The sequence below is a fragment of the Ensifer sp. YR511 genome (assembly GCF_900103045.1).
Taxonomy (GTDB): Bacteria; Pseudomonadota; Alphaproteobacteria; order Rhizobiales; family Rhizobiaceae; genus Ensifer; species Ensifer adhaerens.
Genome location: NZ_FNGR01000001.1, coordinates 734,650 through 751,968 on the forward strand (window position 1 = coordinate 734,650; position 17,319 = coordinate 751,968).

The following is a 17,319-nucleotide window of genomic DNA, read 5'->3' on the forward strand; positions in this document are numbered from 1 at the left end:
CTGCAGTTTCAATGAGCGGGAAATGAACGGCGCATCATGGTAAACATGTGGCAAAGCTAAAAAAACATGCCACGAACATCCGGAAAACAGGCTTCGGGACGAAAAATTCTTCCGCGTCAGGCGACAAATTGCGGCAGCCCGGAAAGCAGGCGATGGAGCGTATCGAGGGTTGAGATGTCGGCGATGCCGTCTACCCTCTGTTGCCGGAAATGCCTTTGGAACGCGGCGACGGCGCCCTCGGTTTTTTCGCAGAAATCACCAGTCACTTCAATGCCGTAGCCATAGAGCGACAGCATCGACTGGATGGCCTCTACCGGCTGACCGCGGTCGCCGCGCTGAAAGAAGCGCCCGCCGCCGATCGGAGCCGGCTCAACCCAGTGCCCGACCCCTTCACGGTGAAGAACATGCCAGGGAAATTTTTCTCCCGGATCAACCTTGCGAATGGGGGCGATATCGCTGTGCGCCAGCACCCTTTCCGGGGCGATCGACCACCGCTGGCCACAGTCCCGACACAATTCGACGACCGCATCGATCTGCTTCTTCGGGAAATCCGGCAACCCGCCGGGGTGGCCCGGGTTGGCGATCTCGATACCGATCGAACAGGAGTTGATGTCGGTCTCGCCCTTCCAGTAGCTCTTGCCCGCGTGCCAGGCACGCAGCGTCTCAGGCACGAGCTGGTCGACGCGTCCGTCCTCATGAATGAAATAATGGCTGGAAACCTGGCTCTCTTCGCGACAAAGCCATTCGAGCGCCGAAGCGCCCGTTGCCATGCCGGTGTAGTGCAGCACGATCATATCCGGTGCCCGCCTGTCGGCGCGGTCGCCAAAATTGGGCGACGGCATGAAGCGAGCCCCCGGATAGTCGCAGTATTTGGAAGTCATGCAGCTCGGCGTTCTTTCTCGATCGCCTCATAGGCGGCGTTCAGCGCCGCCATGCGATCATTGGCGATCGCGTGGAATTCTTGCGGTACGCCGCGCGCCACCAGCATATCCGGGTGGTTCTCGGAAACCAGCACACGGTAGCGCTTGCGGATGTCGGCGAAATCATCCTTACGCGAAACGCCGAGCACCTGATAGGGGTCGCGACCGTCTCCGTGCACATGGCGGGCCATGATGAGCTCGAAATGCGCCTCGTCCATGCCGAAGATCTCGGCGACCCGCACCAGGAACGCCAGTTCGCGCTCATGAACTGCACCGTCGGACTTGGCGATATGGAACAGGCCGTCAACGATATCCTCGAGGATCGGGCAGTTTTCTTCGCAGGACGAACACAGCGACGCCATCTTCTCCGCATAGGCCTCGTAGCCGGCGACGTCCTGGCGCGCCAGATTATAGAGACGCGCGACGTTCTGCGCCTGGTCGGGCGGGAACTGGAAGATGTCGCGGAAGGCGGCGACCTCGGCCTCGCTGACGATGCCGTCGGCCTTGGCCATCTTGGCCGAAAGCGCGATCATCGCGACGGAGAAGGCAACCTTGCGCCGTGTCTCCGGGTCGCCCTCAAACAGGGTACGCACGGCCTCGACCACACCGGCAAGCGCATTGCCGGTGGCGGTAACGATTTTGAGGAGGCTGTCCCAGAATGACATGCGAGAATCCCTGTCTCTCCAGCGTATAGCATGGACTTGTGTGGTGGCAAATTGCAAGCGGTGGGACGGTCCGAACCACGAGGATGACGAATTTGTGATGGCACCTCACTATTGTCAATCCATCGACTGGAACTTGCGACAGCTGGTAGACGGAAAGCTGTTCCCTTGGGAACAACCTAGCGATCCGAAGCGGCGAATTTATGCCGAAAAACACGCCAAATGCACCGGCCGCGAAGGCCGCTCCGCCCGATTGCGCTCCTCCGGCTGCGACAATCGGCTCGACACCGAGCCCGCCCCGCGTTTCCGACGGCGCCCAGCAGCCGTTCTCGCGCAGCCTCGACACAACATCCACAGGCCCGTCATTTAAATTCCATCTGATTTGCGCTATGGAGGCCGCACCCATCGCATGCCAAAGTCCCGAGGAGGAAACATGGCCAAGAAAAAAGTCGCAATGCTGACGGCCGGCGGGCTCGCGCCCTGTCTGTCATCGGCCGTTGGAGGACTGATCGAGCGCTATACGGACGTAGCACCCGAATATGAGCTGGTCGCATATCGCTCGGGCTACCAGGGCGTACTCCTTGGAGACCAGATCGAAATTACGCGCGACATGCGCGAAAAGGCCCATATCCTGCATCGCCATGGCGGCTCGCCGATCGGCAACAGCCGCGTCAAGCTCACCAACGCCGCCGACTGCGTCAAGCGCGGCCTGGTCAAGGAAGGCGAAAACCCGCTGCGTGTCGCAGCCGAGCGCCTTGCCAAGGACGGCATTTCGATCCTGCACACCATCGGCGGCGACGACACCAACACGACCGCTGCCGACCTTGCCGCCTATCTCGGCGCCAACGGCTACGACCTGACCGTGGTCGGCCTGCCGAAAACCGTCGACAACGACGTCGTTCCGATCCGCCAGACGCTCGGCGCCTGGACGGCCGCCGAATACGGCGCCCGCTTCTTCGACAATGTCAGCAACGAACAGAGTGCCGCCCCGCGCACGCTCGTCGTCCATGAAGTCATGGGCCGCCATAGCGGCTGGCTGACGGCAGCCACCGCCCGCTCCTACATCCAGATGACCGACGACAAGGAATTCGTCGACGGCTTCATGATGAACCGCCAGATGAAGAACATCGACGGCCTCTATCTGCCGGAGATGAAGTTCGACCTGCAGGGCGAAGCCGATCGCCTGCGCAAGGTTATGGACCGCACCGGCTTCGTGACGCTGTTCGTCAGTGAAGGCGCCTGCCTCGACGCCATTGTCGCCGAGCGGGAAGCAGCCGGCGAGACCATCAAGCGCGATGCCTTCGGCCACGTGAAGATCGACACGATCAATGTCGGCAACTGGTTCTCCAAGCAGTTTGCAGCCCTTCTCGGCGCCGAACGCTCGATGGTGCAGAAATCTGGCTACTACGCCCGCTCGGCCCCGGCCAACGGCGACGACCTGCGCCTGATCCAGGGCATGGTCGACCTTGCCGTCGAAAGCGCCCTCAACAAGGTCTCGGGCGTCACCGGTCACGACGAAGACCAGGGCGGCAAGCTGCGCACCATCGAATTCCCTCGCATCAAGGGCGGCAAGCAGTTCGATACCTCCACCAAGTGGTTCGGCGAGGTGATGGATGTCATCGGCCAGAAGTGGAAGGCCCAGAAGCACTGACCGACACTTGCCGGCGGGTGGATATGCCACCCGCCGACAACGCTTGATTAGACGTTGACGGCTCCGCGTTTCCGTGGCTGGCTCGGCGAATTGATTGCCGAACACCACCTTCAGCGCGGAGCTTTTTCATGTCGTTCGAACACTGGTTTGCCTTTGCCGCGGCCTCGGCCGTGCTGCTCGCCATCCCCGGCCCCACCATTCTCCTCGTCATTTCCTACGCGCTCGGCCATGGCCGCAAGACGGCGGGCGCGACGGTCGCCGGTGTGGCGCTCGGCGATTTCACCGCCATGACCGCCTCCATGCTCGGCCTCGGCGCCCTGCTTGCCACCTCTGCCCCCATCTTCACCGTCTTGAAATGGGTGGGCGCTGCCTATCTTATCTGGCTCGGCATCAAGCTCTGGCGCGCGCCGGTGGCCGCCGGCGGCGACGCCGACCTCGAAACCACGTCGACGGAACGCCCGCTTCGCATCTTCTTTCATACCTATGCGGTGACTGCGCTGAACCCGAAGAGCATCGTCTTCTTCGTCGCCTTCCTGCCGCAGTTCCTCGATCTCAGCCAGCCGCTCTTTACCCAGATGGCGATTTTCGAGCTGACGTTCCTCACGCTCGCGATCCTCAATGCCAGCCTCTATGCAGCCCTTGCGACCGCCGCCCGCAGCACGATTTCCAAGCCGAATGTGCGGCGGATCGTCAACCGCGCCGGCGGCTCCATGCTGCTCGGCGCCGGGCTTTTGACGGCCACGATGAAGCGGGCCACGGCCTGAAATTCGACCCCACGCTTGCCGCCGCCAGCCTCATAGGTTAATGGAGATTCACGCTTGGCGGCTGGCAACCGCTGATTTGCAGGGGCTACGGGGCCCAGAAGCACGAAAGTGACAGAATGGCGAATTACCGTATTTCCCTTTCCAAACAGACGTTTGGCCTGGCAGCTTTGTTGTCGGCGACCATCGTCTCGGGATGCTCAACGGTAGAGCACACGTCGCTGGCAGACCTCACGGCCGTGCAGACGGTTACGCCCCTCGCAAAGCCCGGCACCGAAATGACCGCCTATGCACTGCCGACGCCCGACGGCGCCGCTACCGCAACGAGCGCGGCCTTGACGGCTCAGACCGCTGGCGTCGCCGCCACCTATCCGGTCGCGACCGATCTGGCACAGGGTGCGGAAGCAGCACCCGCACTGGTCGCGGTCCCCGCGGCCAAGCCGGGCGACACCATGGCGCTTGCCATGGTTGCCCCGACGACGCAGACCGGCGCCAGCGCGGCGATTGCCGCTGCGGAAGCCCCCTCGCCCGCCGACTCCACTCAGGTGGCATCCGCCGCCCTCTCGCCGGCGGCAACCAAGACCGCTCGCGTCCAGGACCTGCCGGTCTCGACGCTCGCAGTTGCAGCCGCGATGGAATCGGACTTCGACACCGGCGAACCGGTCGGCCTCGAAACGCTGGTCGCCAACCGCATGATCGTTCCGACCGAGCGCCCGAAGACCGGCGTCATCGGCTCGACGGTGGCCGCAGTCGCCAACGTCATCCCGGATTCGATGAAGTTCACCAAGACGCCGACGAGCTCGCGTCCCGAACTCGACAAGATGATCAAGTACTATGCCGATCTCAACGGCATTCCGGTGGAACTGGTGCACCGCGTCGTCAAGCGCGAGAGCAACTACAATCCGCGCGCCTACAGCAAGGGCAATTACGGCCTGATGCAGATCCGCTACAACACCGCCAAGGGTCTCGGCTATGACGGTCCGGCGGAAGGTCTGTTCGACGCGGAAACCAACCTCAAATACGCGACCAAGTATCTGCATGGCGCCTGGATGGTGGCCGACAACCAGCATGACAGCGCAGTCAAGCTCTATGCCAGCGGCTATTACTATCACGCCAAGCGCAAGGGCCTGCTCGAAGAGCTCGGCATGAAGTAAGCCGGCCACCCCGGCTGGCCCGAAGCGAAGCTGCTTCTCGATGGTTCAGGAATCCCCTTACGAGGCGCTCAATCGAGCGCCTCTATTACTTTGGCGTTGAGCTTCTGCACGTCATAGCCGAGCCGCGAAGGCGTAAGCCCCAGCCGCACGACCGCCAGCTTCAACGAAGGCACCAGCATGATCACCTGGCCGTCATGCCCGAGCATCCAGAAGGCATCCGCCGGGAAACTGCCCGTTCCCGCCCGCACGCCGTTTTCCTCCAGCCATACCTGGCCCTGGCCGTATTTGCCGCCCGATGCCTTGGTCGGCGTGCGCATGAAGGCGACATAGTCCTTCGGTAGCATCGCCCTCCCCTTCCAGACACCATCCTGCAGCAGGAGCTGCGCGAACCGCGCCCAGTCCTGCGTCGTCGCATACATGTAGGAGGAACCGACGAAGGTGCCGCTCTCGTCCGTCTCCAGGACGGCGCTCGTCATGCCGAGCGGCGCAAACAAAGCGTCATAGGGAAAGGCAAGCGCTGCCGCCGGATCGTCGAAGGTGCGCATCCAGATCCGCGACAACAGCGTGCTGGTGCCGCTGGAATAGCTGAAGTTCGTGCCGGGCTTTGCACCCAACGTCCGCGTCGCGGCAAAACCCGCCATGTCCCTTTCCAGATAGAGCATGCGCGTCACGTCGGTGACGGCGCCATAATTCTCGTTGAAGGCAAGTCCGCTCTGCATCCCCATCAGGTCGGCAAGCGTGATGCCCGCCCGCTCGTCCCCGGCCCATTCCGGCAGCAGGTCGCCCTGCGACACGTCCATGCGCCCTTCTGCAATCCTGAGGCCAATCAGCGCCGCCGTCACCGACTTGGTCATCGACCAGCCGAGCAACGGCGTCGAACGGTCGAAACCCTGGCCATAGGTTTCCGCCACCAGTTGGCCGTCGTGGATCACGGCGATCGCCCGCATGCCCGGCCCGGCGAGGTCAGCGTCTTCGACGAGCTTCTGCAAGGTCGGCTCGATCACAGCCCCCTCGCCTTCGGGCCAGGCCACACCCGGCACGGGCGCTGAAGCGGCGGTTTTCGTTTCGATCGGTGCCAGAGCCGCGGCATCGCCGTCCGGCAGGCTGGCGCAGCCGGCACCCGGACGATAGGCCGCATAACCGGGGGCGGCAAAACCAAGGATGCGTGCCGTCACCACCTGTTTCTCTTTGTCGACATCGACGCGCACCAGCTTGAGCAACGGATGGCCGGGGGCCTGCACGTCGTCGGCGAGCACAGCCTGGGCATCGCGCCCGGCGATGAAGACGTTGGAACAGACGATTTTTGCCGCATAGCCGTCGCCGACCTTCAGCAGTTGCGGCGGCGCCAGCGCAAGCCAACCGAACAGACCGACGACGATCAGCGCCAGCACGGCACCCGAAATCTTCAACAAACGTCCCATGCGATCCTCCGGCCTGATGCGCAAAGAGAACCAGCATTTTGCTGCAAGGGAAAGCCCCGGCCGCCTCAACTTTTCATATTGGAAAAACGCACAAGCAGTCGAAAAAAGTGCAGCGCTTCGAGCTCTCGCTCACGCGCCCGCAGAGAGGCGCGCCTCTCCCGCTTCGCCGTCGCCGACGAGCACCGACACGTCGGCCATAACAGGCGAAACCCAGGGACCGCGGATCTCGGCAGCGCCACAGGCCCGCGCGCAATCCGCCTCGCTCTCCTTCTCGACACCGCTGACGGCGATCGAAAGCCGCAGCACCTGTCCGGTCTTGATCAGGCAGGCGAGCAACGCCACGCTGCGTTCGCTGCCATGTGCGGCCCGCACGGCGGCGAGATCGACGGTCACCTGGTCGGGCTGCACGTCGGAGATCTGGTTCAGGGGCAGCGACGAGGCGGAGCCGCCGCCAAGCGCGACGCGAACGCCGAGCGCGCGCAGCCCCCGCAAGTTTTCGGTGACGATGACGAGATCGTCCGTCGAGACGCCCTCGGCGACCTCGATCGTCAGGCGTTCCGGCGAAAGGCCAGCATCCGAAAGGCACCGCTCCACCTGCGTGACGAAATCGCGGTCGCGCAGTTGCGAGACGAAGGGCGCAATCGTCAGCCCTTTCGGGAAAGACCAGCCGGCCGCCTGCCTGCAGGCGGACTGAAGCGCCCAGGCGGCAAGCGCCAGCGTAGTCGCGCTCTGCTCCGGCGGCTCGAACGTTTCCGCGCCGATGACGCCGAGATGCGGATGCCGCCAGCGCAGCAGCGCCTGGAACCCACCGATGGAGCCGTTTTCGATGCCGAGGATCGGCAGGAATGCGAGGAAGAACTCCTCTGCCTCGAAACCGCGCGTAAGATCGCGCTCGGCTTCCGCCCGCTGCCGCACGGCATGGCTCAGGGTTTCCGAGTGGAAGGCATGACTGTTGCCGCTGATCGCCTTGGCTTCGTAAAGCGCCAGGTCCGCCCTTTTCAACACGTCGGATGTCGATTTGTCCGACCGCTCGATGAAGGCGATGCCGATGCTGCAGCCTGAAGCGATGCGCGTTTCCCCGAGATCGAACGGCGCTTCGAACAGCTTTTCCACCCGCGTTGCGAGCATTTCCGCATCGGCCTGAGACGGCGCGCACGCGGCCGCAAGCACGAACTCGTCACCGCCGAGGCGGTAGACCGTCGCCTCGCCGGCAAAGGCACGCCTGAGCCGGGCGCCGAACAGAGCCAGCAACCGGTCGCCGGCGTCATGTCCCAGCGTGTCGTTGATCACCTTGAAGCGATCGAGATCGAGAAGAAGCAAGGCGTTGCGCGCAAACGCGGCACCTTCTGCGCTGAGTGCCTGGCTGATATCGGCCTCGAGCGCAGCGCGGTTTGCAAGCCCAGTCAGCTTGTCGCGATGGACTTCGTTGCGCAGGCGACGCTCGGCGCGCCGCGCGGCACGCAGCTCCAGCTCGAGCCGGCGCGAGTAGCGCCAGCGATAGAAGGAGCCGCCGAGGATGAAAGGCATGGCGCCGGCCGCCATAACGGCAGGGACGTCCCAATGCGGCGCCATCTGGTCGGGAAGACCGGTTCCGCTGGCAAGCCACGCCACAGAAACCAGAGCCCCCAATGCCGCGCCGGCAGCCGCAAATCGCTGCTCGGGCTTCGGCAGAAACGTACCTAACATCATGTCGACGCCCCCCCGTATGTAAGGCGGTGCTAGCACGTCAGGGTTTAATGAATTCTTATGGGTGAAAAATTGTAGATTTGCATTCCGGAGACCGCCCCGGCCCTGTGAGAAAGCCCGTCATCAAAGTGTAGCCGAGTCACTTTAGAAGCGCCTAAGTTTCAACTGGATGACCGTCTGAGATGAATGAAATCGCTTCCGACGTTGGCTTTGGCAGAAAAAATCCGAAGCTGAAAAACGCCCTGCTCCAGCACAAGACCCTCTCCCTCGCAGGCTTCTCGGAACGTCTGTTCGGCCTGCTCTTTTCGGGCCTCGTCTATCCGCAGATCTGGGAAGATCCGATCGTCGACATGGAGGCGATGCAACTGACCCCGGAAAGCCGGATCGTCACCATCGGCTCCGGCGGCTGCAACATGCTGACCTATCTGTCGGCCGGCCCACGGAAAATAGACGTCGTCGACCTCAACCCGCACCATATCGCGCTCAACCGCCTGAAGCTCGCAGCCTTCCGCCATCTGCCGAGCCACAAGGATGTCACGCGCTTCCTGGCGATCCAGGGCACGACGACCAACGTCCAGGCTTTCGATCTTTTCCTCGCGCCGAAGCTTGATACAGCGACGCGCAGCTACTGGACCGGCCGCGACATGACCGGTCGCCGGCGTATCGGCGTCTTTGGCCGCAATATCTACCGCACCGGTCTGCTCGGCCGCTTCATTGCAGCCAGCCACCTGCTTGCCCGCCTGCACGGGGTCAATCCGGAGGACTTCGTCCAGGCGCGCTCCATGCGTGAACAGCGACAGTTCTTCGACGAGCGCCTGGCACCGCTCTTCGATCGTCCCGTCATCCGCTGGATCACCGGGCGCAAGAGCTCGCTCTTCGGCCTCGGCATTCCGCCGCAGCAGTTCGACGAGCTCGCAAGCCTGAGTGCCGAAAAGTCGCTCGCCGCCGTTCTGCGCCATCGCCTGGAGAAGCTCACCTGTCACTTCCCGCTGCGCGAAAACTACTTCGCCTGGCAGGCCTTCGGCCGCCGCTACCCGCTGCCGCATGAAGGCGACCTGCCGCCCTATCTCGACGCCGGCGCCTATGAGGCGATCCGCAACAATGCCGAGCGCGTCGAGGTGCATCACGCAAGCTTCACCGAGCTTCTCGCCGGCAAATCCGCCGGCTCGGTCGACCGCTATATCCTGCTCGACGCGCAGGACTGGATGACCGACCAGCAGCTGAACGACCTCTGGACCGAGATCACCCGCACGGCGGATGAGGGCGCAGTGGTGATCTTCCGCACCGCGGCGGAAGACAGCATCCTGCCCGGCCGTGTCTCCCCGGCCCTGCTCGACCAGTGGCACTACGATGCCGAAACCTCGCTACGGCTCGGCGCCGAAGACCGCTCCGCCATCTATGGCGGCTTCCACATCTACCGCAGGAAGGGCTGAGACGTGCAACAGGCCGGGATCTCCCACGCGCGGCGCATGGACCATATGTACCGCTATCAGCGGCACTTCTACGATCTCACGCGGAAGTACTACCTCTTCGGCCGCGACACGCTGATCCGCGACATGAACCCGGCCTCCGGTGCCTCGGTGCTTGAGGTCGGCTGCGGCACCGGCCGCAATCTGGCGCTGATCGGCCGCTGTTTCCCGTCGGCCCGCCTGTTCGGGCTCGACATATCCCAGGAAATGCTGACCTCGGCCGGCGCGAAGCTCAACCGTGGCGGCAACAGGCGCGCCACGCTGCATGTCGCCGACGCAACGGACTTCGACCCGGCGATCTTCGGCGAAAGGGGTTTCGATCACATCGTCATCTCCTACTCGCTGTCGATGATCCCCGACTGGCAGAAGGCGATCGACGCGGCGATCGCAGCGCTTAATCCGGGCGGTTCGCTGCACATTGCCGATTTCGGCCAGCAGGAACGCCTGCCGACGAGCTTCCGCCGGGCGCTGCACGGCTGGCTCAATCGCTTCCACGTGACGCCGCGCGAGCGGCTGTTCGACGTGTTACGCGAAAAAGCCCGCGAAAATGGCGCCGATCTCGAGCGGCGCACGATCGGCCGCGGCTATGCCTGGCTCGCCGTCTATCACCGCCCTTCCGTGGCGATCGCCGCCTGAGCGGCAGGCGGTTTACACAAAGGTTTTGCATCCCGCCTGAGGGCAGCCATTCCGGCAAGCGCCGAAACCGCCTGGTTTTCGGCGCTTTTGCGCTTTTCTGCCGTCCGCAATTCCCGCTTGAGCTAACTCAATTTTTACGATGATATGGTGAAAATGGGGTTCACGCCTCACTGGGGAAATCACCGACAGGAAGCCATCGTGTGAGGCAGGATCATCGATCGTCTCTAGACAGGAAAATCATGCGCCGGCTTCTCCTGGCTCTCTTGCCGCTTGCCACCCTTCTTTCCGGCTGCTCGTCGACCGACTATGACCTGATGCAGACGGCATCGATCCCGCCGCGCTTCCACGATACGGACCCGCAGAACTTCGGCGACCGGACCCCACAGCACCACAATATCCACGGCATCGACGTTTCGAAATGGAATGGCGATATCGACTGGATGAAGGTGAAGAACTCGGGCGTCTCCTTCGCCTTCATCAAGGCGACGGAAGGCAAGGACCGGGTCGATACCCGCTTTCCCGAATACTGGCAGAAGGCACGGGCCGCCGGCATCCCTTATGCGCCCTATCACTTCTACTATTTCTGCTCGACCGCCGACGACCAGGCCGATTGGTTCATCGCCAACGTGCCGAAGAGCGCCGTCTACCTGCCGCCGGTTCTCGACGTCGAGTGGAACGGCGAATCGAAGACCTGCCGCCATCGCCCGACGCCGGACGAAGTGCGCGTCGAGATGAAGCGCTTCATGGACCGGCTCGAAGCCCATTACGGCAAGCGCCCGATCATCTACACCTCGGTCGACTTCCACCGCGACAATCTCGTCGACCAGTTCAAGGAACATCACTTCTGGGTGCGCTCGGTCGCCAAGCATCCGGGTGAGGTCTATGTCGAGCGCCGCTGGGCGTTCTGGCAATATACCAGCACCGGGGTCATCCCCGGCATCGACGGCGCCACCGATATCAATGTCTTCGCCGGCTCGGCGAAAAACTGGAAGAACTGGGTCGCCGCGGTCTCGCAGCCGAAGCAGAACTGACATTCCTGCCGGCAGGTGCGGCAGGAAGACCCATTTTCTTCTTTCGGTCATAATGCTCTGAGAGAGCAACGGCAGATTTCTCAGCGATTTGATTGCCCGTGGTGGTGCAAGGCGCCCCACGGCAAAGAAAGGAATTTCATGATGACCCGCACAGCCCGGCGCGCGCTTGCCTCCGTCGCTCTTCTGGCGCTGACCGCCTCGGCCGCCGCCGCCCAGACCGCAGCCTCGACAGGCGCGAAGACGGCATCCCCGGCCGTTGCCTGCGGTGGCGATCTCGCAACCTTCCTTCAGGGCGTGAAGGCCGAAGCGGTCGCCAAGGGCGTTCCGGCCGATGTCGCTGACCGGGCGCTCGCCGGTGCCGCCATCAATGAAAAGGTGCTCAGCCGCGACCGCACCCAGGGCGTCTTCAAGCAGACCTTCACCGAATTCTCCAAACGCACCGTCAGCAAGTCGCGCCTCGATATCGGCCAGCAGAAGATGAAGGAATATGCTGACGTCTTTGCTCGCGCAGAGAAAGAATTCGGCGTGCCGGCCCCGGTCATCACCGCCTTCTGGGCGATGGAGACCGACTTCGGCGCCGTCCAGGGCGACTTCAACACCCGCGACGCGCTGGTGACGCTGTCCCACGACTGCCGCCGTCCAGAGATGTTCCGCCCGCAGCTGATCGCTGCGATCGAGATGGTCCAGCATGGCGACCTCGACCCGGCGACGACGACAGGCGCCTGGGCCGGCGAGATCGGCCAGGTGCAGATGCTGCCGGAAGACATCATCGCCTATGGCGTCGATGGCGACGGCGACGGCCACGTGAACCTGAAGAAGAGCTCGCCCGACGCGATCCTGACCGCCGCCAAGTTCATCCAGAGCCTCGGCTACAAGGCTGGCCAGCCGGTAATCCAGGAAGTCAGCGTTCCCGAGCAACTCCCCTGGGAAAAAACCGGCCTGCAGCCGGGCATGAAGGCCAGCGACTGGTTCGCGCTCGGCGTCAAGCCGCGCAACGGCGACACCGCCTTCGGCAACCTTGAAGCCTCGCTGGTGCTGCCACAGGGCCGCAAGGGCGTGGCCTTCCTCACCTACCCCAACTTCAACGTTTATCTCGAGTGGAACCAGTCGTTCATCTACACGACGTCTGCCGCCTATTTCGCGACCCGTCTCGGCGGCGCGCCGACCTATGAAGGCGGCAATCCGGAACCGGGCCTCGACGACACCGGCATGAAGGCACTGCAGAGCAAGCTGCAGACGCTCGGCCACGATGTCGGCAAGATCGACGGCATCCTCGGCTCCGGCACCCGCGCGGCACTCCAGAAGGAGCAGCTCCGCCTCGGCCGTCCGGCCGACGGCTGGGCGACGCTCGAACTCCTGAACGCGCTTTAAGCCCGAACCGCCGTTTCAAAACCATGACCCCCGGAGATCGGATCGATCTCCGGGGTTTTTTCATGCCACAACGGCCGACCGGATCCCGGTATGAGAGCCCACCGGCTCGCCCCCACGCATGCCGCCCTCATCATCGCCGCAAGAACCGGGTGGTTCCGCCGGGCGTGCCGGGCTATGTATCCTGTGTCGGAGCACAACCGATCCGGGAGCGGTAACCAGGCGCTTGCGCCATGGCGTCCACCCGGCGGAGGGAGACTGACGCCACCACGCAATCAGCACGATAGGCATCACCATGAATGCGCGAAGCACCGTCGATGGCAATCAGATGAGCGCCGGGACCTGGGCGCTGCTTGCCCTGCTCGGCCTGATCTGGGGCGGATCGTTCTTCTTCGCCCGCGTTGCCGTCGCCCATGTGCCGCCCTTCACGCTGGTGTTCCTGCGTTTGGGCCTGGCAGCCCTGGCGCTGCATATCTACATCCGCGGCCGCTTCGGCATGTACGAGGCGCTTGCCGGCCGCTGGCGCGAATTCGCGCTGATGGGACTGATCAACAACGCCATTCCGCACGCCTTCATCTTCCTTGGACAAACCCATATCGGCGCCGGACTGGCGGCGATCCTCAACGCCACGACGCCGGTCTGGACCGTGATCATCGCCAACATGGCGACCGAGGACGAGAAGCTGAGTTCCGCCAAGATCGCCGGCTGTCTGCTCGGGCTCGCCGGCACCGTCGTCCTGATCGGGCCGAGCGCCGTTGCCGGTCTCTTCGGCACCACAAGCAGCGTGCCGCTCTGGGCGCTGCTGCTGCCGGTGCTTGCCGCCATCAGCTATGGTTTCGCAGCGACCTACGGCAAACGCTTCCGCGATCTCGCGCCTCCCGTGACGGCCGCAGGCCAGCTGACCGCCTCGACGCTGATCGCGCTGCCGGTGGCCGCCTTTACCGACACGCCTTGGCTGCTGCCGATGCCGCCCGTCGAGGTGATCCTGTCGATCCTCGGCCTGGCGCTGGTTTCGACGGCCTATGCCTACATCCTTTTTTTCCGCATCATGCGCGCGGCCGGCGCCACCAATGCCTCACTGGTCACCCTGCTGGTGCCGCCAAGCGCGATCTTGCTCGGCTACCTCTTTCTCGGGGAGACGCTGCAGGCGGCCGATTTCGCCGGCATGGTGCTGATCGCCCTCGGCCTCGCCGTGCTCGACGGTCGAATCCTGCGTTTCCGGCGGGTCGCCTGACGTCTGATCGTGGTCGGTTACAGGAAAAGCCCACACACCTTGAGTGCTTCGCACCGCGTGAAAAAGACATGGTTTGCGGGGGAATCGACGGCCGATTTTCGTCCCGCTCCGGGCCACTCACGCACGGTAACAAACGTTTATATTAACCTTGCTGAAGCGATTGTGAAAAAAATGTGGCAGCCTGGAAAATTAAATAAAATCAGAACTATAGGCCTGTGAATAAGGCAGCGCCGGCTCACGCATTTCGCACTGCAGCACAAGTTTCCCTTTAACGTGTCGTGATTTCGCCCTATGTTTTAACGCGTTAACGCAGGGAGGGTCTTCCATGGGCCTTACACATTCGCTGAATGTCATCATGATCAGTGCAGCGTTCGTATTCGTGGCCACGATGCTCTTCATCTGAGGAGCGGCCGCTGAGAGTCCAAACCGAATAGGGACTTAAATTTCCGGGAAACCATTTTGCAGCACCAAGCCAGTTAGACCGCCAAGAGAGCATAAGGTCTAGACGCTGCGACAAACGAGAAAGCGCCTGAAGATCGATCTTCGGGCGCTTTCCTTTTTGGTGGATGCTGTAGCGATCGGGACGCTTGCTGCGACCGCAGCCGAAGAGACCCCAAAAGGCATGGAGCCATACCAAAGCGCGGCGGCGACCTCTGTCTGCCAGGACACGCGGCGCGTTCGCAGCCATTCGGAAGTTCAACATGGCGAAGCGCACCTTGCCCGTCGCAAGGTGCGAGCGAAGGTCAGGCGGCCGCGCCGGCCGCCACCATCCGCGGTGCATCGATCGCGCCCACCGCTTCCACAGAGACCCGCTCGAAACCGACGAGATCCAGCACGGCTGTCACCAGCGGCGTGCGGTTCATCGAATAGATATGGAAATCGCGTACGCCGCGCCGGGCGAGATCGACGATCTGCTCGGCGGCGATGTGGGTCGCCTCCTTGAAGCGCTCGACCGGCTGGTCCTCGAGATGCACAAGCCGCGTGACGATCGCCTCCGGCACGGTGGCGCCACAAAGGCCAGCGAATTTCTGCACCTGCGCCAGATTGTTGATCGGCAGGATGCCCGGCACGATCGGGATGTTGACGCCAGCGCGCCGCACTCGTTCCAAGTAGCGCTCGAAATCATTGTTGTCGAAGAAGAATTGGGTCAGCGCCCGGGTTGCGCCCGCATCGACCTTGCGCTTCAGCATGTCGATGTCAGCGGCGACGTCAGGGCTTTCCGGGTGCTTCTCCGGATAGGAGGAGACGGAAATCTCGATGTCGTCCCCGCGCGCACGGATCGCCCGCACGAGGTCGGTGCTGCTGGCGTAACCCTCGGGATGCGGCTGGTAAGTGCTGCCGATGCCGCCCTGCGGATCGCCGCGCAGCGCCACGAAGTGGCGGACGCCGAAGCTGAGGTACTCGTCAATCACCGCATCGACCTCCGCCTTCGGCGCGCCGACGCAGGTCAGGTGCGCGGCGGTATTGGCAAAGCCGCTTTCCGCGATCAATCGCCTGACCGTCGTCAGCGAACGCGCCTTGGTCGAGCCGCCGGCGCCGTAGGTGACGGTGATGAAGGCCGGACCGAAGACCGAAAGGTCGTCTGCCGTCTGGAAGAGCTGCGCTTCCATCTCGTCGGTCTTGGGCGGGAAATATTCGAAGGAGAGCCGGAGATTGCCGCGTTCGGCCGGGTAAAGCGTCTGTGCCGTCATTATTATACTCCCCCCGCCTGGACACGCGGCCGTGGCGTTTCATTCTCGTTCACGGCCCGCCGATCACGCGCGAGCCAGATCGTCACCGTCAATTTTCCATCATTCGCCCCCTCAGGCGAAAGATCCGTGGTCTTCTCGAGCACAAGGCCAGCCTTCGCCAGCCAATCGGCCATCGCCTGATGCGAGAAGCCGAGGCGCGCATGGGCGTGCTCGTCGCGCAGATGCTCAAGCCCGTGCGGCGCGAAGTCGATGATGACCAGCCGTCCACCCGGCATCAGCATGCGCGCGGCTTCCGCGATCGCGGCTTCCGGCTCTTCGAGGAAATGCAGCACCTGGTGAATGGTGACGAGGTCGAAGGTCTGGCCGTCGAGCGGCAGGTTGAAGATGTCCCCATGGCGGATCGACGCCTTGGTGATGCCGGCGCGATCGAGATTGGAGCGCGCCACCGCAAGCATGTCGCGGCTGGCGTCGACACCGATACCACGACGATAGAGGCCCTCGAACAGCTGCAGGATGCGGCCTGTGCCGGTGCCGAGATCGAGCAAGCTTTCGACCGGCTCGTCGCCCACCATTTCGCGCAGCTTCGCCTCGACGTCACGCTCGCTGACATGCAGGCGGCGAAGCTCGTCCCAGCCGGCGGCGTTGCGGCTGAAATAGGCCTGCGCCTTCTCCGAGCGCGCCTTCTTCAAGGTGGTGAGCCGGGCTGCATCACGCGCCAACACCGCGTCGTCGACGGAGGCGGAGGCCAGCATCGCCCGCACGAGCCCGACCCGGGCACCGTCCTGACGGAGGCGGAAATAGGCCCAGGCGCCCTCCTGGTAGCGGTCGATCAGCTCGACCTCCGCCAGCAGCTTCAGATGCCTGGAAATGCGTGGCTGCGATTGACCGAGAATTTCGGTAAGATCGGTGACGGTCAGATCGCCGGCGGCGAGAAGCGCGACGAGACGCATGCGGGTCGGCTCGCCCGCCGCCTTCAGCACGTCCACCAACGCATCCAGACCCAGTTCTCTCTGCAGAGCCATAGCGATCCCCATCAACACATAAAGATATGTTTATGTGATTTGCGGTGGTGACGCAAGCGGATTTGCGCGGAGAGGCCAAACAATGGCGCCGGCGGAACAGATGCGTGTGTATGGACGCCATGCGCCACAAACGATGTCTCACAAACGATGTCTCGGGCGGCACGTCAGAAGACCTGCGAAGGCCCCTCTAATAGGCCGACTTCACGACCCGAATGAGGGCAGCCCCACCCAACCGAGACAAACCCGGCGCCCTTCCCGGTGTTGGGACGCCACCCTATCCGCGTCTCTGCCGCCCCAGGCACGCGTCATCCGCCAGCCCATCTCGCCGCAGCGATAGACAAACCTGCAAACGCCCGTTCGCGCCCGCCATCGGGACGGCAACCGCAGAGCTGATCGCTACGCCGACCCCTGGAGCGTCCCGCACGTTCATCCCCCGCGCGGGCACAGCGATAAACAGACCCTGGCGCGCAACCGAGCGACAGCTGGTCTTCGCCTCAGGTCAGGAGACAAAGGAAAACGGGCGAAGCCTGCGCCTCGCCCGTTCCTAGAACAAATGTTGCAGCGCCCGCTTCAACGGACGCAGCAAGGTCCAGCGCCGCGATATGGCGGCGGC

The 17,319-nt window shown here is 63.4% G+C and carries 14 protein-coding genes; 8 read left to right on the forward strand and 6 right to left on the reverse strand.

From position 1 onward, the window contains the following. Window positions 1-116: 116 nt before the first annotated feature. Window positions 117-881, reverse strand: coding sequence for an N-acetylmuramoyl-L-alanine amidase (locus BLU15_RS03690; protein ID WP_090294316.1), 765 nt, complete (start codon window positions 879-881; stop codon window positions 117-119). Next, window positions 878-1,585, reverse strand: coding sequence for a J domain-containing protein (locus tag BLU15_RS03695; protein ID WP_034792391.1), 708 nt, complete (start codon window positions 1,583-1,585; stop codon window positions 878-880). Before BLU15_RS03695 ends, BLU15_RS03690 begins: the two co-directional genes overlap by 4 nt. Before the next feature lie 430 nt (window positions 1,586-2,015). Between BLU15_RS03695 and BLU15_RS03700 the strand changes: the two genes are divergently transcribed. The 3 genes from BLU15_RS03700 to BLU15_RS03710 all read left to right on the forward strand — a co-directional run bounded on the left by BLU15_RS03700 (window position 2,016) and on the right by BLU15_RS03710 (window position 5,148). Further along, complete coding sequence (locus tag BLU15_RS03700) at window positions 2,016-3,233, forward strand: pyrophosphate--fructose-6-phosphate 1-phosphotransferase (RefSeq protein WP_060582683.1); 1,218 nt, start codon at window positions 2,016-2,018, stop codon at window positions 3,231-3,233. A gap of 128 nt (window positions 3,234-3,361) precedes the next feature. After that, on the forward strand, window positions 3,362-3,997 hold the full coding sequence (locus BLU15_RS03705) for a LysE family translocator (protein ID WP_090294317.1): 636 nt from the start codon (window positions 3,362-3,364) through the stop codon (window positions 3,995-3,997). 116 nt (window positions 3,998-4,113) lie between these two features. Further along, window positions 4,114-5,148 (forward strand): lytic transglycosylase domain-containing protein, encoded by a 1,035-nt coding sequence (locus BLU15_RS03710; protein ID WP_090294318.1) that lies wholly within the window; start codon window positions 4,114-4,116, stop codon window positions 5,146-5,148. A gap of 68 nt (window positions 5,149-5,216) precedes the next feature. Here BLU15_RS03710 and BLU15_RS03715 read toward each other — a convergent pair whose 3' ends face one another. Beyond that, the gene (locus BLU15_RS03715) at window positions 5,217-6,569 is read right to left on the reverse strand and encodes a serine hydrolase domain-containing protein (protein ID WP_090294319.1); all 1,353 of its coding nucleotides are present in this window, start codon (window positions 6,567-6,569) and stop codon (window positions 5,217-5,219) included. A gap of 129 nt (window positions 6,570-6,698) precedes the next feature. Next, complete coding sequence (locus BLU15_RS03720; protein ID WP_090294320.1) at window positions 6,699-8,258, reverse strand: EAL domain-containing protein; 1,560 nt, start codon at window positions 8,256-8,258, stop codon at window positions 6,699-6,701. A gap of 179 nt (window positions 8,259-8,437) precedes the next feature. On the opposite strand from BLU15_RS03720, the gene BLU15_RS03725 reads away from it, so the two are divergent. The 5 genes from BLU15_RS03725 to BLU15_RS03745 all read left to right on the forward strand — a co-directional run bounded on the left by BLU15_RS03725 (window position 8,438) and on the right by BLU15_RS03745 (window position 13,993). Beyond that, entirely contained in the window at window positions 8,438-9,688 is a 1,251-nt protein-coding gene (locus BLU15_RS03725) for a BtaA family protein (RefSeq protein ID WP_060515917.1), read from the forward strand. A gap of 36 nt (window positions 9,689-9,724) precedes the next feature. After that, on the forward strand, window positions 9,725-10,360 hold the full coding sequence (locus BLU15_RS03730; protein WP_060515916.1) for a class I SAM-dependent methyltransferase: 636 nt from the start codon (window positions 9,725-9,727) through the stop codon (window positions 10,358-10,360). 239 nt (window positions 10,361-10,599) lie between these two features. Then, window positions 10,600-11,391 (forward strand): glycoside hydrolase family 25 protein, encoded by a 792-nt coding sequence (locus BLU15_RS03735; protein WP_034792376.1) that lies wholly within the window; start codon window positions 10,600-10,602, stop codon window positions 11,389-11,391. A gap of 141 nt (window positions 11,392-11,532) precedes the next feature. After that, a complete protein-coding gene (locus tag BLU15_RS03740; protein WP_034793581.1) occupies window positions 11,533-12,762 on the forward strand; it encodes a lytic murein transglycosylase in 1,230 nt (409 codons plus the stop codon). Between the two features lie 292 nt (window positions 12,763-13,054). Continuing rightward, on the forward strand, window positions 13,055-13,993 hold the full coding sequence (locus tag BLU15_RS03745; RefSeq protein ID WP_060515915.1) for a DMT family transporter: 939 nt from the start codon (window positions 13,055-13,057) through the stop codon (window positions 13,991-13,993). Window positions 13,994-14,736: 743 nt separating this feature from the next. Here the strand turns inward: BLU15_RS03745 and metF are convergent. Together metF and BLU15_RS03755 are read right to left on the reverse strand one after the other, a co-directional pair. Next, the gene (gene metF, locus BLU15_RS03750; RefSeq protein WP_090294321.1) at window positions 14,737-15,684 is read right to left on the reverse strand and encodes a methylenetetrahydrofolate reductase [NAD(P)H]; all 948 of its coding nucleotides are present in this window, start codon (window positions 15,682-15,684) and stop codon (window positions 14,737-14,739) included. 2 nt (window positions 15,685-15,686) lie between these two features. Beyond that, window positions 15,687-16,706, reverse strand: coding sequence for an ArsR/SmtB family transcription factor (locus BLU15_RS03755; RefSeq protein WP_034792368.1), 1,020 nt, complete (start codon window positions 16,704-16,706; stop codon window positions 15,687-15,689). Window positions 16,707-17,319 lie beyond the last annotated feature (613 nt).

Bases quoted from the DNA above. Each gene is read 5' to 3' on its own strand.
- BLU15_RS03690 (WP_090294316.1), bottom strand. From the start codon at position 881: ATGACTTCCAAATACTGCGACTATCCGGGGGCTCGCTTCATGCCGTCG.
- BLU15_RS03695 (WP_034792391.1), bottom strand. From the start codon at position 1,585: ATGTCATTCTGGGACAGCCTCCTCAAAATCGTTACCGCCACCGGCAAT.
- BLU15_RS03700 (WP_060582683.1), top strand. From the start codon at position 2,016: ATGGCCAAGAAAAAAGTCGCAATGCTGACGGCCGGCGGGCTCGCGCCC.
- BLU15_RS03705 (WP_090294317.1), top strand. From the start codon at position 3,362: ATGTCGTTCGAACACTGGTTTGCCTTTGCCGCGGCCTCGGCCGTGCTG.
- BLU15_RS03710 (WP_090294318.1), top strand. From the start codon at position 4,114: ATGGCGAATTACCGTATTTCCCTTTCCAAACAGACGTTTGGCCTGGCA.
- BLU15_RS03715 (WP_090294319.1), bottom strand. From the start codon at position 6,569: ATGGGACGTTTGTTGAAGATTTCGGGTGCCGTGCTGGCGCTGATCGTC.
- BLU15_RS03720 (WP_090294320.1), bottom strand. From the start codon at position 8,258: ATGATGTTAGGTACGTTTCTGCCGAAGCCCGAGCAGCGATTTGCGGCT.
- BLU15_RS03725 (WP_060515917.1), top strand. From the start codon at position 8,438: ATGAATGAAATCGCTTCCGACGTTGGCTTTGGCAGAAAAAATCCGAAG.
- BLU15_RS03730 (WP_060515916.1), top strand. From the start codon at position 9,725: ATGGACCATATGTACCGCTATCAGCGGCACTTCTACGATCTCACGCGG.
- BLU15_RS03735 (WP_034792376.1), top strand. From the start codon at position 10,600: ATGCGCCGGCTTCTCCTGGCTCTCTTGCCGCTTGCCACCCTTCTTTCC.
- BLU15_RS03740 (WP_034793581.1), top strand. From the start codon at position 11,533: ATGACCCGCACAGCCCGGCGCGCGCTTGCCTCCGTCGCTCTTCTGGCG.
- BLU15_RS03745 (WP_060515915.1), top strand. From the start codon at position 13,055: ATGAATGCGCGAAGCACCGTCGATGGCAATCAGATGAGCGCCGGGACC.
- metF (WP_090294321.1), bottom strand. From the start codon at position 15,684: ATGACGGCACAGACGCTTTACCCGGCCGAACGCGGCAATCTCCGGCTC.
- BLU15_RS03755 (WP_034792368.1), bottom strand. From the start codon at position 16,706: ATGGCTCTGCAGAGAGAACTGGGTCTGGATGCGTTGGTGGACGTGCTG.